We start from the raw sequence: 25425 nt of genomic DNA, 5'->3' as shown, positions 1-25425 counted from the left end.
ATTTACTAAAATGGCTGAAATTGTACATGATTCAGTAGGCATGGAGATGAGATTGTGGCAATTGCGGTAAAAGGTCCTCAGATAAAGGCATCAGACTTCGTTTATGGGGCACAGCAATTTATGCGGCGTTTATGGGTAGGACCGCTGTTTCGTTGGCGATTTTCGGGCTTTCGTCCCCATAAAATTTTAGCACATCCCGTTGATTTGCATTTAGCTGATCCGATGATGGCACATGAATTTTATCACGGTCGTTTTGCTTTTACAGGTCATGTTGTTCGTTCTGGTGCTGTTTCTCCTTTTTCATTAGTTCCACCAACCCCGGAATGGGAGGCAGCTCTTCATGATTTTCATTGGTTGCGGCATATGGCAGCAGCTGGGAGCAATTTGGCAGCAGCCCATGCGCGCGCCCTCTTAGAAGATTGGCTGGACCATGGAGGCAAAAAAGTAAAGGGACTTGCTTGGAGTGCACCGGTGGTGGCACGGCGTTTAATTTCGTGGATTTGTCATTCAAAAATGCTCTTGCAAGGAGCAAGTGAAGAGTTTGAAAAATGCTTTTTACGTGCGCTTGGTTTCCAATTTCGTTATTTGCGTGTCACGATTTCTAGTATGGAAAACAATGATCAACGCTTACAAGCAGCAATAGCTTTGACATTTGCCTCTCTAGCTTTACCTGTTTCTGCAATCGTGAAAAAAAAGATGCAAAATTTTCTTATAGAGGAACTTTCACGCCAAATTTTAGTTGATGGTGGACATATTTCGCGTAGCCCTATTGTTTTGCTGAATTTGTTAGCGGATTTATTGTCGTTACGGCATCTTTTTATGCATAGCAATGAAACGGCACCGCGTATTTTGATTGATTCTGTGGAACGTATGTTGCCAGCTTTACGGTTTTTTATCCATGAAGATCAAACTTTGGCGCATTTTAATGGAGTGGGCCCTCTTGTATCGGAACGCTTATCGGCACTGTTAGCATTTGATGAAACTGCGGGACATCCTTTTAGTTATGCACGCCATTCAGGGTTTCAACGTTTACAAGCCAATAAAACGACAGTGCTTGCCGATACAGGAAAGTTTCCTCCACGTTCTGCTGCTGAGTATGCTGGTTCGGGATGCTTGTCTTTTGAAATGTCTTCGCAGGGAAGTCGTTTTGTTATTAATATGGGTGTTAATCCTTATGGGCGTGAGGAATATCGACATTTAGGGCGTGTTACTGCGGCACATTCAACAGCAACGGTTAATGATTGCTCGGTGGGGACTTTTCATAAAAAAAAGAGAAGTGGCACTTCATTTTTGCTTGAGGGGCCAACGGATGTTAAAGTGCGTCGTATAGAAGATGCAGAGAAAACGGGTTTTATTGCAAGTCATGATGGTTATGTGCGACCTTTTAATCTTGTTCATGAGCGTGGTCTCATCTTAGCGACAAATGGTGACATGATCGAAGGTTTTGATCGCTTTTTTATGCCAAATAAAATGCTGTCAAAGCGACATAAAAGAGTACAAAGTGAGCAAAATAATGTTGCTGTCCGATTTCATCTTCACCCACAAGTTCAAGTTAATTATGATGGTAAGCATGTGCGTTTAGCTGTGGGAGATGAGCAAGTATGGTATTTTATATCACCTGACGCTGATATTTGTCTTGAAGATTCAATTGATTTTGCTGCATTAACAGGTCCGCAACGCACACAACAGATTGTTTTATATTTTCGTCCTGCATTTCAGGAAAAGGTTCGTTGGCGTTTTATCCGCCGTCCGTTAGAGTAATGATTTGCTTTTTATGATATTGATAAAGAAAGTTATTTTCTAGTGTGTTAAAAAAAGCGTTCTATCCTTTCGGTGTATTTTGATAAAGGCATGTGCTATGAATGTATAAATTGCTTTTATGCATATAAGCCGGTTCTGTTAGAATTTTAACCATTTCATTTTTAGGGTTCCTGTTATGGGTGTTGTTGCAAAAAATTTTCCCATACCTGATCTTCATCGGGTTCGTCGTGTTCTTCTCTCCGTGTCTGATAAAACGGGTGTGGTTGCATTTGCACAAGCGCTTCACGCTTATGATGTTGAATTGATTTCAACAGGTGGAACAGCCAAAACCTTAATGGCTGCTGGTTTACCGGTAAAAGATGTTGCTGAAGTTACAGGATTTCCGGAAATAATGGATGGACGTGTCAAAACACTCCATCCCTTAATTCATGGTGCTCTCTTAGGGGTAAGAGAGGATCCTAACCATAAGAGTGCGATGGAGCAGCATGGTATCTGTGGAATTGATCTTCTGGTCGTGAATCTTTATCCTTTTGAAGAAACTTCACAATCTGGAGCGGATAGGCAAACAATTCTTGAAAATATTGATATCGGTGGACCGGCAATGATCCGCGCTGCAGCAAAGAATCATGCTTATACAGGTGTTATAACAGCGGTGCGTGATTATGAGTTGGTTCTCGCTGAATTAAAGAAGCATGATGGGTGCCTAAGCTTGTCTCTGCGACGTCAATTAGCAATGCGCGCTTATGAACACACTGCTGCTTATGATGCGGCGATAGCGGCATGGTTTGCACAGGATTTAAAAATTGAAACGCCGTCTTGGCAAAGTTTTTCTGGGCATCTTGAAAGCGTTATGCGTTATGGAGAAAATCCGCATCAACAGGCGGCATTTTATCGCAATAATGACAAACGTTATGGTGTTGCTACCGCCAAACTTTTGCAAGGTAAAGCACTCTCTTATAACAATATGAATGATACAGATGCGGCATTTGAATTGGTAGCAGAATTTGATCCCAAAATGACTGCTGCTGTTGCGCTTATTAAACACGCTAACCCTTGTGGTGTTGCAGAAGGGCGGAGTTTGAAAGAAGCTTATTTAAAAGCTTTGATGTGTGATAATGTCTCAGCGTTTGGTGGAATTGTTGCATTAAATCAGACTCTTGATGAAGAATGTGCGGAAGAGATTATCAAAGTTTTTACGGAAGTGATTATTGCTCCTGATGCAACAATGGCAGCACGTGAAATTATTGCGAGAAAAAAAAATCTTCGTTTACTGATAACGGGTGGTGTTCCTAATCCACGATGCAGAGGTCTTCTTGCCAAAACGCTTGCGGGCGGGATTTTAGTGCAGTCGCGTGATAATATGGTGGTTGATGATCTCAAACTGCAAGTGGTGACGAAACGGGCACCTAGTCAAGAAGAAATGCGTGATCTTAAATTTGCTTTTCGGGTGGTAAAGCATGTTAAATCAAATGCTATTGTTTATGCAAAGAATAATGCAACCGTTGGAATTGGTGCGGGACAGATGAGTCGTGTCGATTCTGCCCAAATTGCTGCACGTAAAGCTGAAGAAAGTGCAAAGAGAGCAGGTTTAACACAATCTCTCGCAAAAGGGTCTGTGATTGCATCTGATGCTTTTTTCCTTTTGCTGATGGTTTGTTAGCAGCTGTTGAGGCAGGAGCGACAGCCGTTATTCAACCAGGTGGTTCTATGCGTGATGAAGAAGTGATTGCTGTTGCCGATGCGCATAATTTAGCTATGGTTTTTACAGGTGTACGACACTTCCGTCATTAACGGATTTTGTGGTATTTTACGAATAAAATCAGTGTTTTAAAACACTTCGTGTGTTTTCATATTAATTTGCAGCTACTGGGCAGGAGCAACAGCTGTTATTTAACCAGGTGCTTCTATGCATGATGAAAAAGTGATTGTGGTTTTTGATGCGCATAGTTTGGTAAGGGTTTTACGAGTGTGCGATATTTTCGTTATTAGCCAATTTTGGTATTTTTTACGAGATAAGTTTTAAAAAACTTCTTATGTCTTAGATGCATATCTATCATGCTATTATAGCACAACTCTTTTTTGTGATTTGTTCTATATTGTTTCCAGGATGAGTAACAGCAAGTTTGAGTAAAAGATATGGATATTTTGCGTTCTTATAGTCATTGGCGTCGTTATCGGCGGACAGTAAATGCGTTGAGTCGTCTTTCAGTAGATGAACTTAATGATCTTGGCATTTATCGTGGCAATATTGATTCTATTGCACGGTATTATTCTCGTAAGCCTTTGTAAGATTTATTTGTGATGGCATTTGAGAAAGCTGTCTTGTTATAAAGAAGCGTCTTGCGATGTATTTGGGTTGGTGGCATGATGCTGCTGGTGGATTGTATAACCTAAAAGCTATTGAGCATCGCCATTTTTTGTTTATACAAAGTGTAAGCGACTAAAATTACACGATTTGTTAGATGGCAACTTTTGCATTTGAAAGAGTGGAGAGTTTTTTTACTCCTTGTCGTTGAGAGTTTTGCCTACATGCCAGTCTCATTTATGATGGGTCAAAGGAATTAGGTTTGGCATGGGAGGATCTAAATGTATTGGGCTTTCCCATGGCGGGTGTAAAACCTTTATTATCCTTATAAATCCCTTTATTATCCTTATAAATCACTGTGTTGTCTTATTATGAGATGAGAGGGAAGTGGTTTTTGTCTCTATTTATTGGTACGCTCAAGAGAACATATGGAGATGCTATGTGTTTCCTTTGGTCGCTTCAAAAAGTAAATGTTTTGTTGTTAGAATTCTCTACATAATAGAGGGGAGAATATGTTTTGTTGTGGGGAGTGTTATTTTTAAAGTGGACTTGTTAACGGTATTGTTTCACAAGGGTGAATATCTTATTTTATTTTTTGCCGTAGTAGGTAAAGAGAGGCGCCCAAGATACCAGCAGCTAGGGTAAACCAAGTGATGGCGTAGACAAGATGATTGTTTCGAAAGTGCACAATCGTAAGGCCAGCAATGGGAAGAGTTTCTCGCGGGGTTGTTTTTTTGCTAACATCAATGAAATAAGGTGCAACCGTGGACAGACCAAGTTTTTCTGCCATAGCGGGGAGGTCGCGCGTGTACCATATATTTTTATCAGGATTATTTTTACGTGGAAAAAAACCATTTTTTTCACTCATGCGCAACAATCCTATGATGGTGGTTTGTTTAGTATCTATAGCCTCATATTGATGAGGTTGGGCATTCGTTTGTAATGGCTTAGAGTTTTGAAAATCAGGGCGCGAATCCATGGGAATAAAACCACGGTTGACGAAGGTTAGGGTATTGTCCGCTGTCTGTAAAGGAGTTAAGACCCAGTAACCGCTAGTATCTTGAGCAACAGCCGTGACCAAGATATTTTTATTTGCCAAAAATTTTCCTGTGATCGTGACAGGGCGATATTCATCTTTTTCAAAAGTAATCTGTGCCCATTGATTTTGCGGTGGGGCTGTTATGGGAGGCAAATGAATACGTTGATTGGCACTGGTGATAAGATTTGTTTTCCAGTTTAATCGTTGTATTTGCCATATACCAAGTGCGCTGAAGAGAAGAAAACAGCATACACAGAACATGCCAAAGAGAAGCGAAGAAAAATGGCTCTGTTTTTTTTGAAGCTCTGTCATGGAGGAATTTGTTTTGCTCATGATGAATGCTTCCTTGTTAAGATGATAAGCATTCTTTTAGCATGATGCCTGTTAAAAAAAAATATTTTCTGTGCCTTTTCATTGAGAAAAGAGAGCCAAGTAAGTCAATAAGAAATGCAAAAGGCTTTACAAAAGACTTGACCTTTTAGTATCGACACCCTATTAAAAACACGATTTCCCAATAATATCCGTTTAAGGGGTGTTATGTGCTCTTTACCTTCATTCTATTTTATGGGTATTGGGATTTTAAGAGTTTTTCAGAGTTTAAAGGTGAAGTTTATGTCTCGTGCTTGCGAATTGACAGGGAAAACAGTTCTTTATGGCAATAATGTTAGCCATGCAAATAATAAAACCCGTCGTCGTTTTTTACCAAATCTTTGCAATGTGACATTGATTTCGGAAGTGTTACAGCAAAATTACCGTTTACGGGTTTCTGCAAGTGCTTTGCGGTCTGTGGAACATCGTGGTGGTTTGGATGGTTTTTTGCTTAAAGCCGATGATAAAGAGTTGTCACAGCGTGCGCGTTTATTAAAGCGCCAAATCGTTAAGAAAAAAGCTGAACAAGCAGCCTAGTTGCCTTTTGGTTGCTATGGGCTAAATTTTGCTTCTCTTTTCTAAGGGGATCGTTTTTTAGCTTTATAGTATTTTTATCGTTGTATTTTATTGGTTCCATATCCCAAGTTAAAAAAATGTTTTCAGAAAACGATTCTTTATTAGTATGGAAAGAGAAAAAAAATATCGTTTTTTCTCTTGCCATGTGTTTTGCTGTAACTGCTTCTAATATTTTGGTTCAGTATCCTGTTTACTGGTTTGGTTTAAATGAGCTGCTCACTTATGGAGCTTTTACTTATCCATTTGCTTTTCTGATTAATGATTTAACTAATCGTTTTTATGGTCCGGCTGCTGCGCGGCGCGTGGTTTATGCTGGCTTTTTTGCTGGTGTTTTTGTTTCGTGGATATTGGCTACACCGCGGCTTGCGGTTGCCTCAAGTTTAGCATTTTTGTTTGGGCAACTTCTCGATATTGCTGTGTTTACTCCTTTGCGACGTAAAACATGGTGGAAAGCACCTTTAGCTGCAGCATTCGTCGGTTCGGCTTTAGATACGGTTGTATTTTTTGCTCTTGCTTTTTCTAGCTCTTTTGTTTTTATCGATAAAATAACAGGTTATGCTGATAGTTCTATTTTGGAGAGTACTGTTGTGGGGGGAGTAGGGATTCCAGTTTGGCTTTCACTGGCTTTTGGTGATTTTGCAATAAAAATCATTATGAGTCTGTTTATGTTGATTCCTTATAGAACAATTCTTAGCTCTGTGAGAGTTCCTCTTCATCAAGGACATTCAAAAGATGATTCATCTTTTGTGAGCAGTAAATAACCATTGTTTATTCTCTTGTTATTTTTAGAGAAGAAAAGATTTTGTCTTGTTTTTATCAGAAGTATTTTAGTTGTATAGAGACTTTCTTATAGATTTCTTGTTTTTAGCATAACTTCAAGATATTATTTTGGTTTAGGAGATGATCGTTTTCTAAAGGTTTGTGTTTATGTACGTTCTAAATGATTTGATTTTTCAGATATGATGATTTTTTATAAGTGAAGCATAAAGAGCGCTCCACAAATAGTTGTTCTTTGATGTGGGATAGTTTCTTTTTAATACAATGTATTTTGCGGTGGCATTCTGTAGCGTTTCTATTTTTTTGAGCTGTTATATTTGTTGTATAAACGCATTTCCAATGCAAAAAAATGTACATTGAAAGCTGAAAAAAATAGTGTTGGCTTTGAACAGGCAAGGCTTATTGTAGGGAGTACGTATTATGCTATTTGATATCGTGCAATGATTGGGTTTTTTATAAAGAGGAATGGTTTACAGGGCAGGGGCGGGAAAAAGGAGCAAAACGATTTAATTGGTATCTTTATGTTATGGTGAAGATGTTTTTTAAAGGGGAGAAGTGAAATAAAGAATATAGGGTTTGTTTTAAATTTTCTTATGACGATAAGAGCGAAGTTTTTTATTGCTAAAGAGCGTCTCTAATTGTTTTGTTATAGCATTGGCGAGTTCTTCAGCATTCATAATTGTTACAGCATGTTGATAATAGCGTGTGACATCATGACCAATGCCAATGGCGATGAGTTCTATGGGTGAATGTGTTTGGATTTCTTGAATCACTGCGCGTAGATGTTTTTCCAGATAATTGTTAGAATTAACCGATAGTGTTGAGTCATCAACAGGGGCTCCATCGGAAATAACCAAGAGAATGCGCCGTTGTTCGCGCCGTGATAAAAGGCGTTGATGTGCCCAAATTAATGCTTCACCATCGATATTTTCTTTTAGTAATCCCTCTTGCATCATGAGGCCTAAATTGCGCCGTGCGTGACGCCATGGGGTATCTGCACTTTTATAGATGATGTGACACAAATCATTCAGACGACCTGGATGAGGAGGCTTATTTTGTTTGAGCCATTCTTCTCGCGATTTTCCTCCTTTCCACGTTTTGGTAGTAAAGCCTAAAATTTCAACTTTAACACCACAGCGTTCAAGAGTTTGTGCCAAAATATCTGCACAGCTTGCTGCAACCGTAATTGGTCGTCCTCGCATGGAACCCGAATTATCAATAAGCAATGAAACAACAGTATCACGAAATTGGGTATTGCTTTCCATTTTAAAAGAAAGGGGTTGCATGGGATCGATAATCAGACGTGAAAGCCGTGCTGTATCAAGATATCCTTCCTCAAGGTCAAAATTCCAATTGCGATTTTGTTGTGCCATCAGGCGGCGTTGTAGACGATTTGCTAAACGTCCAACAATGTTTTGCAGATGGTTGATTTGCTTATCAAGATAATGGCGCAAGAGATCTAATTCGCTTTCAGAACAAAAATCCGTTGTTTCTAAAATTTCATCAAATTGACGAGTGAAAACTTTATAATCAGTAAGCTTTTGCATTTGTTCTGAAATAGTGAAAAGATGTTTGGATTGGCTCATTTTTTTTTGCCAAGTACTACTTTCTTGCTCTTCTTTATCTTTATCAATGTCGTTTGATCTTGTCGCTTGGGTTTTGCCTTTATCTTTCACATCATTTTCTTGTTCAGTAGCTGTTTGTTCTTCATTCCTCTCGTGTTTTTGGTTTTGGCTTTCTTTTTCTTCTTCTTCTAGATTTTGAGATTCATATCCGTCTTTTGGTTTTTTATTGTTTTCACTGTCAGAGGTTTCTTCAAGTTGAGTTGCCATTTTAAGTGTAACAAGCATTTGGCGAACAATCTGTGCAAATGCCTGTTGGTCGTAAATATGTCTTGTTAATTCATTTAGCTCTATGGCAGCTTTTTGTTCAATTTCTTGACGCCATAATTCTAAGACAGGTCCTGCTTCTTGTGGGGGAGAGCGTTCTGTTATTTTTTCGCGCAATAAAAGTGCGATTGCTTCTTGAATGGGGGCTTCACTTTGGCTGCTTATCTTTTGGTAATGGGCTCTTTGATATTTATCGGCGAGCATTTCATAAAGGTTTTGTGCAATTCCTTCCATACTTAACGTGCCAATGGCTTCAATACGTGTTTGCTCAAGGGTATCAAAAATAGCACGTGCTTCCGATTCTTTTGGAGAAAATTTTGTGTGAATGCGCTTGTCATGCCATGCTGTACGTAGAGCCATGGAATCTCCTAATCCGCGGCTAATCGTTATATCTTTTTCTGTTGCATGGAGCGGTAATTCTGGTAAGCGCGCATAATTTTCACTTAAAGATGGTCGGTTATGACCAAAGGAAACTTCGAGATTGGGCGTGCCTGCAATGGCACGCATACAGGTGGAAAGTGCTTTTTTAAAAGCTGCAGCATCAAAAGCGTTTTTGGAAGAGTTCTTTGCCGGATTTTTGTTGTCACCAATATTGGTCGCCATGAATGATAGATTCCTTAAGGCGAAACACCATGAATAAGTGATTCGGGAAGTTCTTCTCCAAAAGAACGTTGATAAAATTCTGCAACCATAGTGCGTTCGAGTTCATCACATTTATTGAGAAAAGTAAGCCGGAAGGCAAAGCCAGTATTTTGAAAAATTTCTGTGTTTTCTGCCCAAGTGATCACTGTGCGTGGGCTCATGACGGTTGAAAGGTCCCCATTGATAAAAGATTGACGTACCATATCAGCAACATGAACCATTTGGGAAATTATCTTTTTTCCTTCTGTTGTTTGAAAAGATTTGACCTTTGAACAGACAATGTCAACTTCTTTATCATGGGGCAAATAATTAAGAATTGTTACAATAGACCAGCGGTCCATCTGTGCTTGATTGATTTGTTGTGTACCGTGATAAAGCCCTGTTGTATCACCAAGTCCAATAGTATTTGCCGTTGCAAAAAGGCGAAATGCTGGATGAGGAGTAATAACACGGCTTTGATCAAGCAAACTGAAGCGTCCAGAGGTTTCAAGAACGCGTTGGATAACAAACATAACATCAGGACGCCCAGCATCATATTCATCAAAAACAAGAGCAATATTGTTTTGATAACTCCATGGTAAAATACCCTCTTTAAATTCAGTAATTTGTAAGCCATCTTTTAAAACGATGGCATCTTTTCCCACCAGATCAATACGGCTTACATGACTATCAAGATTAATTCGAATACAAGGCCAATTAAGACGTGCAGCAACTTGTTCAATATGGGTCGATTTTCCTGTACCATGATATCCGGAAACCATGACACGGCGGTCAAATGCAAAGCCCGCCAGAATTGCTAAAGTTGTTTGCTGATCAAAAAGATAATCGGGATCTATATCTGGAACATGGGGAGTTTTTGTACTAAAGGCAGGAACTTTCATATCCGTATCAATATGAAACAGATCACGGGCACAGAGTGTGATATCGGGCACATTTTCTACTGTAAGATTTGTTTTTGTCATGGTTTTTCTGGAAGGGAAAGAATGCTATCTCCATTTGTTAGGAAACGATACAAGAGTTAGAGCACTTATGCAATGCCCTATAATGAAAGTCTTAAGATAGGAAAGAACAGATTTATATTTTATCATATTTTGTGAAAATAACGATAATTTGAGTGAGAATAGATTTAATAGAGACAATTTTCTTTGGCACAGACTAGCTTTTTTAAGCAAATTATAGGTATGATAGAATATCGCAAAAATACCCCTCTAAAAGAGTGGTTGCAACCATGGAATTTTTAGAATATCCTTTTGCCTGCTCTTTAGAATTTTCCTACAGTGAGAATAAAATAAGGGTATTGGAGTGTATTTTTTTAGCACAAACCAGCTTTCCTGAGCAAATTATAAGCGTGTAAAACATCGCGAAAACGTTCTTCTGAAGAGCGGTTGCCACCATTAGAATCAGGATGATGTTTTTTTACCAGCTCTTTATATTTCATTTTAATATCTTCAGATGAAGCATTTGCTTGCAAGCCTAATGTATCAAAAGCTTTTGCTTCTAAGGGCTTTAACCTTCGCGACGAATTATTGGTTGAATGACGCTTGTTAAAGAGCGTAAAGGGATCACGCATACGATTTTGATAGGCCGCTGTACCAGAGCGAATTCGCGCATAACTGGCAGCTGTTTTTTTCGATGTGCCATTGCTAAAATCGGTTGGCCATGTTGGGCGATGTCCTGTGAGGGCATCTTTTTGAAACTTTGCAATATCTTTATTACTAAGACCAGAGAAATAATTAAAATTCTTATTGTAGGCACGCACATGCTCAATACAAAAATGCAGATACTGCCCTTCGTGATTTCGGCCCGCTGGTGCTTTATGGGATGCTGATTTTTCACAACCTTCCCACTGGCACTGCTGTGTTTCTGATTCAGCTTTTTGTTTTTATTGGAGCTGATTCGAATTGAGTCGAATAATTTAGATTTTATTGTCATATCTTTGATTTATGCAAAATCGATTAATTTTACAAGAATTGACTTTTGAAAAATTTATTTTCACACTTATTTGCTCCACAATAAGATGCTTTGCATCGTTCATTTTATGAAGGAATAAAAATGTCTACATCAGTTCAAACAACGATTAAGATGAAGCTTCAAGATGCGTTTCATCCGCAAAAACTTGAGGTGATCAATGAGAGTCACCTTCATGAGGGCCACCCACATGACGAACACGCTTTTGATGGTAAAGGAGAAACACATTTTCGGGTGAAAATTTCATCTTCTTCTTTTAAAGGAATGACACGCGTGGAAATTCATCGGGCGATTTATCAAGTTTTAGAAAAAGAATTGGCAACTTGTGTTCATGCTTTAGCGTTGGAGATTGCATCTGTTTAATTTTTCTTTTTGTAATAGTTTGTAGGTAAGGAGTACAGTTTTTAATAGGTATACGCCGCGAAGATTCATTAGGCGCTTTTATTTTAAGTTTTTTAGAAGAAGCTTACAATCTGTATTCTATGCTTTAGTGTTGGAAGCTGCATCTTTAATTTTCTTTTTTTGTAAATCTTTCAAGAACGTGGATGTGCTTTTTGATAAATTTTCAAGAGATGCTCTGTATCCACATGGGTATAGGCTTGGGTAGTAGAAAGGCTAGCATGACCAAGAAGTTCTTGGATAGAGCGTAAATCCCCACCTCGTGATAAAAGATGGGTGGCAAAAGAATGGCGCAATGTATGTGGGGTTGCTGTTTCTGGTAGACCAAGATGTGCTCGTAAATTTCGCATAGCGCGTTGAATAATGGCTGGCTGCAAGACACCACCCCTTGCACCGCGGAACATTGGTTGATTGTCTACTAAAGGATAGGGGCAGCATTTGAGATAATTCTGTACGGCTTCATTAACAACTTTGATAAGAGGAACAAGGCGTGTTTTCCCCCCTTTTCCTGTCACGAATAAGCTTGTTTTTTGAGGATCAGAAAACTGTTCTGGTGTGAGGCTTAAGGCTTCTGATATTCGCATGCCACAACCATAGAGAAGCACTAAAACAGCACTGTTACGAGCGATGATCCATGGTTCATTTTCTTGTTGGTTTTCTTGCTTGGTTAAATGAAGTGCTGACTGTACTGCTAAAGGCTTTGGAAGAGATTTTGGATGTTTTGGGGTTCTGATGAGCTGGGCGGCGGGAATAGTGACAATTTTTTTACGCGAGAGATAGCTGAAAAAAGAGCGTAAACCCGCTATACTTCGGCTTAAAGAACGTGCACTTATGTTATGTGTACGCCGATAAGCTAAATAAGCTCGCAAGTCAACAACACGCAAATTGGCAAGATCATTAAAGGTTGGTTTATGACCCAAATGTTGACAGAGAAAAAACAAAAATTGTCGTGTATCACGTTCATAGGCCTCTACTGTTTTTGTAGCCATACGACGCGTTTTTTGCAGACAGTCTAGCCAATTTTTTCTTTCTGCTAAAACAGTATGGTCTGCTGGAATGAGAGGAACATTTTTGTCTTTTCTCGTGTCATTTTTTATGGGCATTTCTTAATTGAGTGTTTCTTTCTTTGTAAGTTTTTCACTCTTCTCGTTTTGTGATTGCTTTTCATTATTGGCAAACTGCTTTTCCCCTTTGAGAGAGAGTATTTTTAGAAGGTTATTTGTTGACATGAGATGTGCAAAGATTAATCCTAAGAAACCATTTTTGTGCAGCTTGGCAAGTTGGCTTGCGGAGAGTTTATTTAGTTTTTCTTCATCAACAATCCAAAAATGCTCTAATTGGGCTGAAAGACCTTTATCGTTTTTCACATTGATTGATTTTTGACTAAGAAGATCCATCTCCACAAGGGTATCAATAAATTCAGTGGTTTTTTCCATAGCGATTTTAAAGCTTTCAAGAAAACGAATCCGTTCTTCCATAAAAGGGGAAATAGAACCATCAGAATTAAAAAGTTCTGTGCCGGCTATTTCATTAAACATGCCTGATTTTTGATCAAAGCAAACGGAAAGCTCTTTTTCATTGCTAAGTTGCGCAAGAACAAAAGGATAACGGCGGACAAAAGCTGGAACATAAGTATTTGTTTTCCAATTTTTATCAGAGGCAATGTAGTCATTTTCGTCATTAGAAAGACCAACAAGAGCGGCAGATGTGTAATGCAGTTTCTTTTGTTCATCTTCTGCGCACATAAATAAAATCGGATAATCTAGTGCTGCTTGAAAATATTCACTGCTTGCGAGAGGAACCCAGTGAGTGTCTTTGGCAAAAGACATATCATTTGGAGGCGCAAATTTTAGATTTTTATGGGAAACTTTGTTGATTGGGGTGATATCTTTGTAAAATAGCATAACATTTGCCATAAGACTTCTCCTTTTATATTAATTTGTTGTTGTTACCAAGAAGGGTCTTAAGGAAAGATATGTCTCATATGGCAACAAGATTGAACAAAAAATTACGCGTGAAAGATTCATTTGTGAGAGATAATGTTTTTTATGAGTTATAATAAAAAAATCTTAAAAATAAAGTCTATCTTGCCATTATTGGTTCCGCCCATGGTATAAGAGGAGATGTTTTGATAAAAGTCTTGAGTGCTAAACCAGAGCATTTAAAGGCTTATGGCGTTCTTTATGATGATATGGAGCGTTGTTATGAAATTGTAACACTTCGCATGCAAAAAAATAACGCGATTGTGCATTTTAAAGGCATTGAGGATCGCAATATGGCGGAAAACTTAAAAGGTATTCGCTTGTATGTTACCCGTGATCAATTGGTAGAAGATTTGACTGAGGATGAATTTTATCAAGTTGATTTAATTGGACTTCGTGTCCAGGATGGTGTTGGTCAAATCTTGGGTGAGGTGTGTGGTTTTTTAATTTTGGTGCTGGTGATTTGCTTGAAATGCGTTTGAATACGGGTAAAACTGTGCTTATTCCTTTTAGCAAAGCAGCTGTGCCAGAAATTTGCCTTGCTTCTGGCTTTTTGGTTGTTGATCCAGTGGCCGCTGGTTTAAGTGATATCTGAGAAAAAATAAATCATCTTAAGCCCAAAAATAAAGCTGTGGGCAAAAAATAATAAAAAAATGTAAGAATGTGATTCTAGATATCTGTGTGAATCTTAAAATATTCTTGGATTTTTGGAATTTTTTGCAAGGTAGGTTAGCAGGGAATATGGATATTTTATACCAAGGAAATAGGGAGCTGTGGATTGCGCATTATGGTGTTCGTGGTTGTCTATTGGTTTCATGCCGTTTGCGGGGATAAGGTGGAGATAAAAGAATAAATAATGAAGTTTCATGTGCGCATTTTAACACTTTATCCTGAAATGTTTCCTGGATTTTTGGGGTATTCTTTAGCCGGACAAGCTTTAGAGAAGGGGGTATGGTCGCTGGAGACTGTGCAAATTAGGGATTTTGCTTTGGATAAACACCATAGTGTTGATGATACACCAGCTGGTGGAGGGGCTGGTATGGTCATGCGGGCGGATGTGTTAGCGGCTGCACTGGATAGTTGTCCAAATGATTCGCCAAGATTGTTAATGAGTCCCCGTGGGCAGCTTTTTGACCAGACGTATGCTCGTTCTCTGGTGCATGAAGCAGGAGTGACATTGGTTTGTGGACGTTTTGAAGGTGTCGATGAACGGATAATAGAAGCACGAGAATTGAAAGAAATATCCATTGGGGATTATATTCTTTCAGGAGGGGAAACAGCGGCATTGGTTCTCTTAGATGCTGTTATACGTCTTCTTCCCGGTGTTATGGGTAATGCGGCTTCTGCGCAATGCGAAAGTTTTGAGAATGGTTTGCTGGAACATCCCCAATATACGCGCCCTGCTCTTTTCGAAGGACGCGCTATTCCATCAGTGTTGACATCAGGACATCACAAAGCTATCGCCGATTGGCGGCAACAACAAGCTGAACTGTTAACACGTCAACGGCGTCCTGATCTTTATGCGCGTTATGATAAAAATCGTCAGAAAACTTGATTCATGTTGTAAGGTGGTGTATGGCATGGCTCTCTGTTTAAAAGAGTTTTCTATAGTTCCATAAAATGAAGGAATGGTGTATTCGCTCCTGTGTAATGCATAGCCTAAAGAACTTCTTTTCTGTTTATGAAAAAGCTTTTTTCGGCAAGAGTTGAGCGCTCTGACTGTTCGATAAAGAACATGAAGGATAAAAAAATGAATATTATCGCACAGCTCGAAGCTGAACAATGTGCAAAAATTGCAGAAAAACGCCAACTGCCAGCTTTTCAACCAGGTGATACCGTGCGTGTGATGGTGCGTGTGAGCGAAGGTACACGTACGCGTGTTCAAGCTTATGAAGGAATTTGTATCGCACGTTCAGGTGGTGGGTTAAATGAAACCTTTACAGTGCGTAAGATTTCTTATGGTGAAGGTGTTGAACGTGTTTTTCCGGTATATTCTCCCCTCATTGAGGGTGTTGAGCTTGTGCGCAGAGGTAAAGTGCGTCGCGCAAAGCTTTATTATCTTCGTGGTTTGAGAGGTAAGGCTGCACGTATCGCTGAAAAGAGAGATTATCGCAAAAAGGCTGAAAAGCTTTCTGAGGTTGTAAAAGCAACAGCTGTAAGTACAGATACACCAGAACCAGTTGCCGAATAAGAGCTGCATTTACTAGAATTTATATAAAAGCAGCTTTTTATTTCTCGTGGTTCGTATTTTTAGTTAAAGAAGTGGTTTTGAGTATGCATAAAATGCTTCTTAAAGCCTTCAGTGTCTTGTTTTTCTTGAATTGTGGCTATCTTTCACGGTTTTTGAAAGATAGCGTTGGTATTTAGAAATGGGCGGGAATCTATTTGAAAAAATAGATATTTAATTTGAGAAATGATGTTAGACCTTTGACGTGAAGATAAAATTGTATTAGATTAAAGCGTGTTTTATGGCCATATAGCTGTAAAACAATCGGTTTTTTTATGCGTGACCTTTAATCCGTTATTTGAGACAACCGACCTGTAATATTGGCATCTTAAAATGCCAGATAAGTGGAAACGATAATGCACTTGGCATTTTGTGCGAATCTTGTCGCTCACGATGTGGTTGCAGTAAAAGCCAGGTCAGGATATTTTATGACAGAGACAATTAGGATAAAAGAGCGCCCTCGTTCCCCTCATATTAGTATTTATCGTTGGACTATTACAATGGCGATGTCGATTGCACATCGCCTTACCGGTATGGCTCTTTATTTTGGAATGGTCTTTCTCACTGTTTGGTTACTGGCAATTGCTTGTGGGGCTGAGACATTTAGAGTCATTCATGAGATTTATAGTTCTATGCCTGGGCTTTGTATTTTGTTTCTTTATACGCTTGCTGGCGTTCATCACATGGTTGGTGGACTTCGTCATATTATTTGGGATTTGAAACCTTCTCTTTTGGCTAAAGAAAAAGCAAGCATGGTGGCATGGGCAACAGTGTTTATTTCTCTTATTATGACTCTTGTAATTTGGCTTATTGGATATAGCATTGTTTAGCTGGGGGTGGAGAAGGATATGAAAAAAGATTTTAGAACGGAACTTGCAAAAGTACGTGGGCGTGGAAGTGCGCATGAGGGAACAGAGCATTTTTGGTTACAGCGTTTGACAGGTTTTATAAATTTACCACTTTCAATCTTTTTTATTGTTCTCATTCTCTCTCTCGTTGGAGAGGACTATAGCGTTGTGCGCGCACGGCTTGCTCATCCTGTTGCAGCTATTTTAATGGGATTATTTACGGTTTCAGTGCTTTATCATATGAAACTTGGAATGCAGGTGGTTATTGAGGATTATATTCCACGTGAAGGTTTCCGGATATTCTTCCTGGTATTAAATATTTTATTTTGTTTTATTTTGGGGGGTATAACCATTTTTGCTCTTTTGAAAATTGCGTTAGGGAGTTAATAGATATGGCAGGTACAGTATCATCTCTAGGCGCGAGAGCAGGGAATGCTCCTTATTGTACTGTCGATCATAAATTCGATGTTGTGGTTGTTGGGGCAGGTGGTGCAGGATTGCGGGCAACACTTGGGATGGCAGAGCAAGGATTAAAAACAGCTTGTATTACAAAAGTTTTTCCAACAAGATCACATACTGTTGCGGCGCAAGGGGGTATTGCAGCTTCACTTTCCAATATGGGACCTGACAATTGGCAATGGCATTTGTATGATACTGTAAAGGGATCTGATTGGTTGGGTGATACCGATGCAATGGAATATTTGGTGCGTAATGCACCTGCTGCTGTCTATGAATTAGAACATTATGGGGTGCCTTTTTCACGTACGCAAGAAGGTAAAATTTATCAACGTCCTTTTGGTGGGCATACAACACAATTTGGTGAAGGTCCACCTGTTCAGCGGACTTGTGCAGCAGCTGATCGCACAGGACATGCCATTTTGCATACACTTTATGGACAGAGTTTAAAGCATAATGCGCAGTTTTTTATTGAATATTTTGCACTTGATCTCATCATGACCGATGGAGTCTGCACCGGTGTGGTGGCATGGAATCTTGATGATGGCACGATACACCGTTTTTCTGCCAAAATGGTTGTTCTCGCAACCGGTGGTTATGGGCGTGCTTATTTTTCAGCAACATCGGCTCATACTTGTACGGGTGATGGGGGTGGAATGATTGCACGTGCCGGATTACCACTGCAGGATATGGAATTTGTTCAGTTTCATCCCACAGGGATTTATGGTTCTGGCTGTCTCATTACAGAAGGGGCACGGGGTGAAGGTGGTTATTTGATTAATTCTGAGGGTGAACGTTTTATGGAGCGCTATGCACCTTCCTTTAAAGATTTGGCTTCACGGGATTTGGTATCGCGTTGTATAACCCTTGAAATTCGCGAAGGGCGCGGTGTTGGTCCAAGAAAGGATCATATTCATTTGGTTCTCAATCACATTGATCCCGCCATATTGCACGAACGTTTACCAGGAATTTCCGAATCAGCACGCATTTTTGCTGGCGTTGATGTGACAAGAGAACCTATTCCTATCCTTCCTACGGTGCATTATAATATGGGGGGAATTCCTACCAATTATTATGGAGAGGTACTTAATCCAACGGCTGATTCGCCTGATCGTATTCAACCAGGTTTGATGGCAGTGGGAGAGGCTGGATGTGCTTCTGTTCATGGTGCTAATCGTTTGGGATCAAATTCGTTAATTGATCTTGTTGTATTTGGTCGTGCTGCTGCAATTCGTGCCGGTGAAGTCATTGATCGAGATGCGGAAATTCCTCCTCTCAATGAGGCGGCGGTTGATGAAATTATGGCACGTTTTGATCGTTTACGTTTTGCTCAAGGAGCAACACCAACAGCTGTATTGCGTGAAAAAATGCAACGCACTATGCAAGAAGATGCTGCTGTTTTCCGTACGGAAGATTCTTTGCAACAAGGATGTCGGCGGATAAGTCAAATTTGGGATGGATTAGCTGATCTTAAAGTCACAGATCGCTCACTGATATGGAATTCTGATTTGGTTGAAACATTAGAGCTTGAAAATCTGATGGCTAATGCAATTACCACTGTTTATTCCGCAGAAGCGCGTTTGGAAAGTCGAGGCGCTCATGCACGTGAAGATTATCCAGAGCGTGACGATAAAAATTGGCGCAAACATACGCTTTCACATTTATCAAAAGAAGGTAAGGTAACTTTGTCCTATCGACCTGTTCATGTTGATCCATTAACAGCTGAAGCAGATGGTGGTATTGATTTAAAACGCATTGCACCTAAAAAGCGTGTTTATTAAGGGGAGAATGAATTATGGTACAAATTAAACTTCCCAAAAATTCTCAAGTAAAACCGGGAAAAATTTGGCCTAAACCTGAAGGTGCTACGCAACTGACAGAATTTCATATTTATCGTTGGTCACCTGATGATGAGGAAAATCCTCATCTGGATACTTATTATGTGGATCGTTCTGCTTGTGGTCCTATGATTCTAGATGGGCTTTTGTTCATTAAGAATCATATTGATCCAACTTTGACATTTCGCCGATCGTGCCGTGAGGGTATTTGTGGTTCCTGTTCCATGAATATTGATGGGGCTAATACGCTGGCTTGTACTAAAGGTATGGATGATGTAAAGCACCCCATTAAGGTCTATCCTTTGCCCTCTATGCCGGTTGTTAAAGATTTGGTTCCTGATTTGAAGCACTTTTATGCCCAACACCGCGTAATTGAACCTTGGTTACAAACCGTTTCGCCTGAACCTGCCAAAGAATGGTTGCAAAGTCACTCTGATCGCCAAAAAATTGATGGACTTTATGAATGTATTTTATGTGCTTGTTGTCAAACATCATGCCCGAGTTATTGGTGGAATGGTGATCGTTATTTGGGACCAGCTATTTTGCTTCAAGCGTATCGCTGGATTGCTGATTCACGTGATGAGATGTGTGGGGAGCGCCTTGATAATTTAGAAGATCCTTTTCGTCTTTATCGCTGCCATACGATTATGAATTGTGCGCAAACTTGTCCGAAGGGATTAAATCCAGCAAAAGCAATTGCTGAGATTAAAAAGCTCATGGTTGAACGCCGTCTTTAAAAAGTCAGTTATAGGAATGATGTGAGAGTCGAGAATATATATGATTTTACACTTTTTGAGATGGTGCGCGAAGCAATTTATAAAATTTTTCTGCTTTTGTATGAAGATTTAAAAAAATTATAATAGCAACAGTTTATTTTTAATTACCGCCTGTGAATATTTTATAAAAGCTGCATAAATTGAAAATTATCCTTTTAAGAAATTTATTTTGTAAGTATTTTTTCTCTTTTGTATCAAATGTATAGTTTACAAAAAATAAATGAGAAAAATGAGCAGAAGCAAAATTTGGGATATGGATTGGTTTTTCTCATCAATTTTTATCTCCTCCGTTGTAAGGGAGTAAAAACTTTCCAAAAAGGTAATAGGAGTGCGAAACCTTAAAAGAAAACCGTGACAAATTGTCACGGCCGCTTTTGTTTGTATCAAGAGTTTTACTTAAACTATCTTTGATTTAGCAAAAATGGGATCATAGAAGATTTCAGAGAGTTTTCTATCTTTAAAGAATAACACCACATCCACTGTAGTGTAAAGCACTACTTTTATCATTTCTAAATCAAGCTGACGACCAACTTCTGATCTTTTTATTAATGTGGCGCATCGTTCAAATGTTTGCAAAGCATTGTTGGCGTGTGTTGTTGTAATTGATCCTGGGTGTCCAGTGTTTAACGAGTTGAGATATTCCCATGCTTCGTTGCCACGTAGTTCGGCAAGAAAAATACGGTCAGGCGATTGACGCAGACATGCATCTAAACATTCATCAGCTGGAACACGACCTGCACCGTTACCATACAGCATATGAACGTGATTTGGATGGTTAGGCAGAAAAAGCTCATGGACATCCTCAATAGTGATCATGCGTTCTTCTATGGGTACTTTTTCAATGAGCGAGCGGGCAAATGTCGTTTTTCCTGATCCTGTTTTGCCTGCAATAATGATGTTGCGTTTATGCAGCACGCATTCTTCCAAAAACTCAAGAATTTTTTTATCGCGTTTGAGACGCAAAAGTTGTACTTCAAATGGCTCTAGTCGTGTGAAATCTTGCTTCGATAACAGATTTTCTGCTTCCTTTTCTAAAGGCTTATTAAAACTGACATCGGCAAAATTATCAAACACACCTTCATTGTTCAGTTCCTCTAGTGTCTTAACTATGAGGGAATGCTTACGAATTACAAAAGATAGTGTGCCATCGATAACCGCTGGCGTTTGTATAATGGTACCACGTTGTCCACCAGGTAAGCGTACATAATTAATACTTCGGGGCGCCATACCATTATAAACGATAATGGCTGTAATAAGCGTTTGCAAAAAAGCAGCCGTTAATTCTGGTACATTATGCACATGCCAACCCTCGAAGTTTTTTGTCCACACTTCACAGGGGCGGTTTATCGATAATTCAGTAATTTTTGGATCTTCTAAGAAATGATCAAGCGGTTGCAGAAGTTGCGCAACTGCTTGGTCTTTTTGTATTCCATTAACGTGTAACGAGGCTGTAGACATCACTGAAATCCAGATCTCGAGCAACAAAAATATTCACGCGCTCGCCTTGGTTTTTATAAAGTGTTGGTGTAATGTTGATTGAGTTTTGGAGAACATCAGTCACGACCGATTCAGCGTTATGTACGCCTTGGGATTGTACTCTTTCCTTATTCTCTTTATTATCTCGATCTTTTCGCCAAATTTTGTCTTTTACCCATTCTCCCAAATCACCAATGATGCTCACCATAATTGCTCCGCCAAATCGTTGCCAAAAATGCGTATCAATCCAACCACCAATACCAGCTTCTCCAAGAGGACCTGTACCGGGTGAGTCAAGATTAACGATAACACCGGAAGGTGTTTCAATGCGCGACCATTGCACGAAAACGCGTGTTTGTCCTTGTTGTATGCCACTTTGATAAAAACCAACAACCTTAGAGCCACGATCGAGCAAAACAACCCGACCACTTGTAGAATAAACATCACGTGTTAAATGACACGTTGTCATTCCCGGTTGGGTTGTGATAATTTTTGTTTCTAGTGTACAATCTATCTGTGTTCCTTGTGTGATCAAGAGATCACGGTTATTGAGCTGTACTGCTTGTGATTGACCTAAGCGTACCGGCTGAAGGTGATCAAATAATGCACCACTATTTCTATCGTCATTAGATGCGTTATTTTTTGACGGTTCTGTCGAGCCTTCACTACTACCGCCACTGTTAAGACCGGAACTAAGCATACGTTTGCGCGCCAACTCTTCAGAATCTTTGATCAAATGTGGAGGAATTGTTGTTTGAAGAAGTTTTGCTAAGGTTGCTGGAATTTCCTGTGTTGAATCTTCAGGTTTTTTTCTTCTTCTTCTACTTTTGGCTCCTCTATAACGCGAGGGACATAGTTTGGTATGATTTGCTGCACTGTCTGTTGAGGTTTTTCTTCCTCAACTTCTATACTATTGCGCATTTTTAAAGCTTTCCAAGTCAGAGCAATTGGTACCGCTATTATGACAATGAGTCCTACCATTAATAATGCACGAGCACCGGGAATTATTGGACGACGCTCCAAACCTAACTCAGAACTACCATAGGCACCTTCAATATGTTTTTGCTCGGCGTAACCTCGTTCCGCGTTTTTATTGATCTCATCTCCTTTCTTATTGTCAAACATTATTTACCTCCTTTGTTAACGCGATGGACCATCGAAGATACTGTCCCAGTTGTATTCGCTACACCATTGGGATCATAAGCTTCGTTGAAAACAGCTAAAGCACGTTTTCCAAGTCGTATGAGCCATTTGGGATTGACCTTATGAACGGCAATAATATCATTGGAACTGCCTATAACGGTACGTGGTATTAAGCTCTCGTTACCTTCAGCATCTACTAGGTAAATTGATGGCATATCCATGTTGGCAGGAAATTTGAAATAGGTAATACGCCCATTGTCCCAAGCATTAATTGGAGCAATATCTTGGTTGCCACTCATGGTATAGCTGAGGTTATAGCCTTTTACACCTTGGTGAAAACCGCGTTCAATATCAAGGTGTTGGCTGTTTGCTTCTGACTTTTGAGTATTTGTATCAGGATAATGGAAAGCTAATTCGTAGGTGGCTCCAGCACGATCATTTCGGAACTGTAATCGAAATTTATAGCTACGTTTGTCTGTTACAACGATGAGATTCGTATTAGCTAATTCTGCTTTGGGTTTAATAAAGATATGTCGTCCTTTATGTGCAAAGGCATAAGCATCAGAATCACCAAAAGCATGCGTGATGTAGCGTTCACCCTCTTCAAGGATGATATGTGTTGCCACCCCAAGAACGGTTTCAATTTGAACCACATCAGCCACATTATATGTTACATAGCGAATGCGATGATCATATTGTGAATTTGATGGGGTTTTGAGTGCTTGTACAGGCACCGTGTAAAGAAAGGAAAATGAAGATAGTAAGGCAAGGAACGTAAGTTTTTTCATAATAATCAATTCTTTAATTATTTAGCAGTATTTCCGGATCGGTGCGGTAACTTGTCACTTGGAAACCAAGAGGATTAAGCAATCGATCAGATGATTTCATTGGTGCACCAACATAAGTATAACCAATTGTTGCAATTTGGTGTTGTTTTACTCCAACAGCACCTGTACTGTCATGTTGTTGCGTGGTGAATCGTACTGTTGCTTGACCACGTCCATTTGGTTGGATCGACCGCACTTTAACTGTGATACGTGCTTTGTTAGAAAGTACTTTATCACGCGCATCTTCTCCCTCATAGATTTTATAAAACTCTTGTTGAACAGCTGCTGTGCTTAAAAGTGCTGTGGTGTCATAATTGAGCTGAATAGTATCGTAGTCGTAAGTTTCGCGGTTAAGGACATATTGGTTGAGCCAATATCTGTCTACAACTTCGCCATAGCTAGTTTCATGCTCGCGCATCACAGAAATTACGTCAACCGCGCCAGTTGTGTTATCAACGCGTAGCACTAAAGGTGTTGGAGCTGGTTGTGAAAAACCAACAACTCCGCATATCATGCCAAACAACCCAAAAATGCCAACGACATTTGCTACACGCCATGCTGTCCTACGCGATCTTACAAATTCGTTGATAAGTTCGCGTTCTAAACCTCGGCTTTCTTCATAATAACTCTTAAGTTTTTCAGCTGTTACTTGTTTAGCTTGCTGTTTTTTCATATGGCTCCTCGCTGAATTTCGGCAGGAATTGTTTTATTAATCGGTACGCGGTTCCAATTACTTGGTTGTTTTGGCTTTGGCGCTAACGCGCAAGCCGATAAAATATTTGCAATCAAAATTGCAAAAACAATTTTTTTCATTTTAATGCTCCCGTTTTATAACTGCAATATATATCTTTAACATTTTTTTGTCATTATTTCAATTTTGATTACAAAATATATTGATTATCTTTTATTTTTTTCATTTAGTGATCTCATTTTTTACGGAAATATTCATTTGCAGCGTGGATATTTTTACGGGCAGCTGATTTTGTCATTTGGTGTGTGCTGATTAGGGAAACAGGTCTACCTATTTCATCTAAATTTCCATAGATGCCCCAATGTAATACCTTTTGCCAGAGCATTGGCAATATTTGCCAGTTTGAGCAACAGTACAATGGAGATAATAGACAGGATGAAAGCACCGCCTAGTGCATAACTTATATTTTGTTTTCCATCGAATTTTAGATCAGTCATGTAATTTGCAAAGATGTTCATTAGCAGACTAGATACGGTGGCTAGGAGTACAAAAAAAATCGTATAATTCAAAATTTGTCCTATCCATTGTTCGAAAAAACGATAAGTTGGCTGCCAAAGTAAGGAAATAATGAAGAGAGGTCCGAAACCTACGAGAAGTACAAGAATAATTTTTGCTAGCAGGATGAATGCACCACCGATTGCAGCTAGGAAGCTTGTTGCAAGTAAAATAAGAATGCCGAAGAGCCCATAGAGTAAGCCATCAGCATCTAAGAAAGCAGCTTCTTCGAAAGCTTCGCTTGCACGTTCGAACCCTCTTTCAGCGACTTTGTCGATCAAGCTGATTAATTGCTTATTGTCGTTTTGATTATTAAACAGCGTTTTTAATAAATCATGAGGCATTTCTATTATTAAATTTGCGATTTCATTTTGATAAAGACCTACTGTTAAGGCAATAGAAGTAATAATGCTTACTCGAAAACAGCGGTTTACAAGCCCAGAGAGTGGCATATCTATGGCGCCACGAATAACAAGCCACCCATATAGAATGAAAGCGATGGTAAGGCCGATGGATACAAAAGGCGTGATTGTTATGATTGCTTTTGAGGAGATATCCGTGACATATGTTTTTGTTGCCTGATCAATATGACTGAACAGTTGGGTAAACATTTTGAAGTCCATAGCATTCCTCTTTAGTGAATTTTAATTTCTTTTACTTTTCAACATGGTCACATGTTGTGAGTTTCATTGTATTTACACAATTCCTCGGAATATTTTTTATTGGAGCTGTTTTTAAGAAGGATTAAACTTTTTAACTATTCCTTCAGTGTATTGTAGAGGGTCCTTATATTGATTATGTTAGTTTTTCTTAAAAGCAGAAATATAAAGGATCAATAAAATAGAAAAATTATTGTAAAATTTTATCTTATAGTTTGGCAT

21 protein-coding genes and 4 pseudogenes are annotated in these 25425 nt (G+C 39.3%); 13 read left to right on the top strand and 12 right to left on the bottom strand.

Annotation, left to right across the window (positions count from 1 at the left end):
* Window positions 1-54 precede the first annotated feature (54 nt).
* The 3 genes and pseudogenes from QWU_RS02215 to QWU_RS09670 all read left to right on the top strand — a co-directional run bounded on the left by QWU_RS02215 (window position 55) and on the right by QWU_RS09670 (window position 4050).
* Window positions 55-1761, top strand: a complete 1707-nt coding sequence (locus QWU_RS02215; protein ID WP_017196107.1) for a heparinase II/III family protein — start codon at window positions 55-57, stop codon at window positions 1759-1761.
* Window positions 1762-1936: 175 nt separating this feature from the next.
* Window positions 1937-3552, top strand: a pseudogene (gene purH / locus QWU_RS08920) (bifunctional phosphoribosylaminoimidazolecarboxamide formyltransferase/IMP cyclohydrolase).
* Window positions 3553-3897: 345 nt separating this feature from the next.
* On the top strand, window positions 3898-4050 hold the full coding sequence (locus tag QWU_RS09670) for a DUF1127 domain-containing protein (RefSeq protein WP_006589909.1): 153 nt from the start codon (window positions 3898-3900) through the stop codon (window positions 4048-4050).
* A 599-nt stretch (window positions 4051-4649) separates the two neighbouring features.
* On the opposite strand, the gene QWU_RS02195 is transcribed toward QWU_RS09670, so the two are convergent.
* Window positions 4650-5438 (bottom strand): SURF1 family protein, encoded by a 789-nt coding sequence (locus QWU_RS02195; protein ID WP_006589908.1) that lies wholly within the window; start codon window positions 5436-5438, stop codon window positions 4650-4652.
* A 279-nt stretch (window positions 5439-5717) separates the two neighbouring features.
* On the opposite strand from QWU_RS02195, the gene rpmB reads away from it, so the two are divergent.
* Window positions 5718-6011 carry a 50S ribosomal protein L28 gene (rpmB, locus tag QWU_RS02190; RefSeq protein ID WP_019219341.1) on the top strand — a complete coding sequence of 98 codons (294 nt, stop codon included), beginning with the start codon at window positions 5718-5720 and terminating at the stop codon, window positions 6009-6011.
* 116 nt (window positions 6012-6127) lie between these two features.
* The gene (locus QWU_RS02185; protein WP_006589906.1) at window positions 6128-6811 is read left to right on the top strand and encodes a VUT family protein; all 684 of its coding nucleotides are present in this window, start codon (window positions 6128-6130) and stop codon (window positions 6809-6811) included.
* Window positions 6812-7408: 597 nt separating this feature from the next.
* On the opposite strand, the gene cobT is transcribed toward QWU_RS02185, so the two are convergent.
* The 3 genes and pseudogenes from cobT to QWU_RS08915 all read right to left on the bottom strand — a co-directional run bounded on the left by cobT (window position 7409) and on the right by QWU_RS08915 (window position 11290).
* Entirely contained in the window at window positions 7409-9319 is a 1911-nt protein-coding gene (cobT, locus tag QWU_RS02175) for a cobaltochelatase subunit CobT (RefSeq protein WP_006589905.1), read from the bottom strand.
* 14 nt (window positions 9320-9333) lie between these two features.
* Window positions 9334-10320, bottom strand: a complete 987-nt coding sequence (cobS, locus tag QWU_RS02170; RefSeq protein WP_017196102.1) for a cobaltochelatase subunit CobS — start codon at window positions 10318-10320, stop codon at window positions 9334-9336.
* 350 nt (window positions 10321-10670) lie between these two features.
* A pseudogene (locus QWU_RS08915) lies at window positions 10671-11290 on the bottom strand (J domain-containing protein).
* Window positions 11291-11410: 120 nt separating this feature from the next.
* On the opposite strand from QWU_RS08915, the gene QWU_RS02160 reads away from it, so the two are divergent.
* Window positions 11411-11689, top strand: coding sequence for a BolA family protein (locus QWU_RS02160; protein ID WP_006589902.1), 279 nt, complete (start codon window positions 11411-11413; stop codon window positions 11687-11689).
* A 170-nt stretch (window positions 11690-11859) separates the two neighbouring features.
* Here QWU_RS02160 and QWU_RS02155 read toward each other — a convergent pair whose 3' ends face one another.
* Window positions 11860-12828 (bottom strand): tyrosine recombinase XerC, encoded by a 969-nt coding sequence (locus QWU_RS02155; protein ID WP_006589901.1) that lies wholly within the window; start codon window positions 12826-12828, stop codon window positions 11860-11862.
* 3 nt (window positions 12829-12831) lie between these two features.
* Complete coding sequence (locus tag QWU_RS02150; RefSeq protein ID WP_006589900.1) at window positions 12832-13641, bottom strand: SapC family protein; 810 nt, start codon at window positions 13639-13641, stop codon at window positions 12832-12834.
* 132 nt (window positions 13642-13773) lie between these two features.
* Between QWU_RS02150 and rimM the strand changes: the two are divergent.
* From rimM to QWU_RS02115, 7 genes and pseudogenes are all read left to right on the top strand, one after another.
* Window positions 13774-14302 (top strand): annotated as a pseudogene (rimM, locus tag QWU_RS08910) (ribosome maturation factor RimM).
* A gap of 261 nt (window positions 14303-14563) precedes the next feature.
* Window positions 14564-15262, top strand: coding sequence for a tRNA (guanosine(37)-N1)-methyltransferase TrmD (gene trmD / locus QWU_RS02140; RefSeq protein ID WP_006589898.1), 699 nt, complete (start codon window positions 14564-14566; stop codon window positions 15260-15262).
* A gap of 195 nt (window positions 15263-15457) precedes the next feature.
* Entirely contained in the window at window positions 15458-15898 is a 441-nt protein-coding gene (gene rplS / locus QWU_RS02135) for a 50S ribosomal protein L19 (RefSeq protein WP_006589897.1), read from the top strand.
* Between the two features lie 464 nt (window positions 15899-16362).
* Window positions 16363-16764, top strand: coding sequence for a succinate dehydrogenase, cytochrome b556 subunit (gene sdhC, locus QWU_RS02130; protein WP_026017269.1), 402 nt, complete (start codon window positions 16363-16365; stop codon window positions 16762-16764).
* Window positions 16765-16782: 18 nt separating this feature from the next.
* Window positions 16783-17169 carry a succinate dehydrogenase, hydrophobic membrane anchor protein gene (sdhD, locus tag QWU_RS02125; protein WP_006589895.1) on the top strand — a complete coding sequence of 129 codons (387 nt, stop codon included), beginning with the start codon at window positions 16783-16785 and terminating at the stop codon, window positions 17167-17169.
* 5 nt (window positions 17170-17174) lie between these two features.
* Complete coding sequence (gene sdhA, locus QWU_RS02120; RefSeq protein ID WP_006589894.1) at window positions 17175-19019, top strand: succinate dehydrogenase flavoprotein subunit; 1845 nt, start codon at window positions 17175-17177, stop codon at window positions 19017-19019.
* Between the two features lie 14 nt (window positions 19020-19033).
* Window positions 19034-19813, top strand: a complete 780-nt coding sequence (locus tag QWU_RS02115; protein WP_006589893.1) for a succinate dehydrogenase iron-sulfur subunit — start codon at window positions 19034-19036, stop codon at window positions 19811-19813.
* Between the two features lie 435 nt (window positions 19814-20248).
* Here QWU_RS02115 and trwD read toward each other — a convergent pair whose 3' ends face one another.
* The 6 genes and pseudogenes from trwD to trwI form a co-directional block, all read right to left on the bottom strand.
* Window positions 20249-21313 carry a type IV secrection system protein TrwD gene (gene trwD / locus QWU_RS02110; protein ID WP_193581814.1) on the bottom strand — a complete coding sequence of 355 codons (1065 nt, stop codon included), beginning with the start codon at window positions 21311-21313 and terminating at the stop codon, window positions 20249-20251.
* Window positions 21285-22453: pseudogene (gene trwE / locus QWU_RS08905) on the bottom strand (type IV secrection system protein TrwE). Before trwE ends, trwD begins: the two are co-directional and overlap by 29 nt.
* Window positions 22453-23259, bottom strand: a complete 807-nt coding sequence (trwF, locus tag QWU_RS02100) for a type IV secrection system protein TrwF (RefSeq protein ID WP_006589890.1) — start codon at window positions 23257-23259, stop codon at window positions 22453-22455. The pseudogene trwE and the gene trwF overlap by 1 nt, the downstream one beginning before the upstream one ends.
* Before the next feature lie 13 nt (window positions 23260-23272).
* Window positions 23273-23971, bottom strand: coding sequence for a type IV secrection system protein TrwG (trwG, locus tag QWU_RS02095; RefSeq protein WP_006589889.1), 699 nt, complete (start codon window positions 23969-23971; stop codon window positions 23273-23275).
* Complete coding sequence (gene trwH, locus QWU_RS08900) at window positions 23968-24111, bottom strand: type IV secrection system protein TrwH (protein ID WP_006589886.1); 144 nt, start codon at window positions 24109-24111, stop codon at window positions 23968-23970. The genes trwG and trwH overlap by 4 nt, the downstream gene beginning before the upstream one ends.
* A 213-nt stretch (window positions 24112-24324) precedes the next feature.
* Window positions 24325-25167, bottom strand: coding sequence for a type IV secrection system protein TrwI (gene trwI / locus QWU_RS02085; RefSeq protein ID WP_006589885.1), 843 nt, complete (start codon window positions 25165-25167; stop codon window positions 24325-24327).
* Window positions 25168-25425 lie beyond the last annotated feature (258 nt).

The sequence above is a fragment of the Bartonella birtlesii IBS 325 genome (assembly GCF_000273375.1).
GTDB lineage: Bacteria > Pseudomonadota > Alphaproteobacteria > Rhizobiales > Rhizobiaceae > Bartonella > Bartonella birtlesii.
The sequence above is the reverse complement of the archived record's forward strand: the minus strand, read 5'-3'. Positions and strand labels throughout refer to the sequence as shown.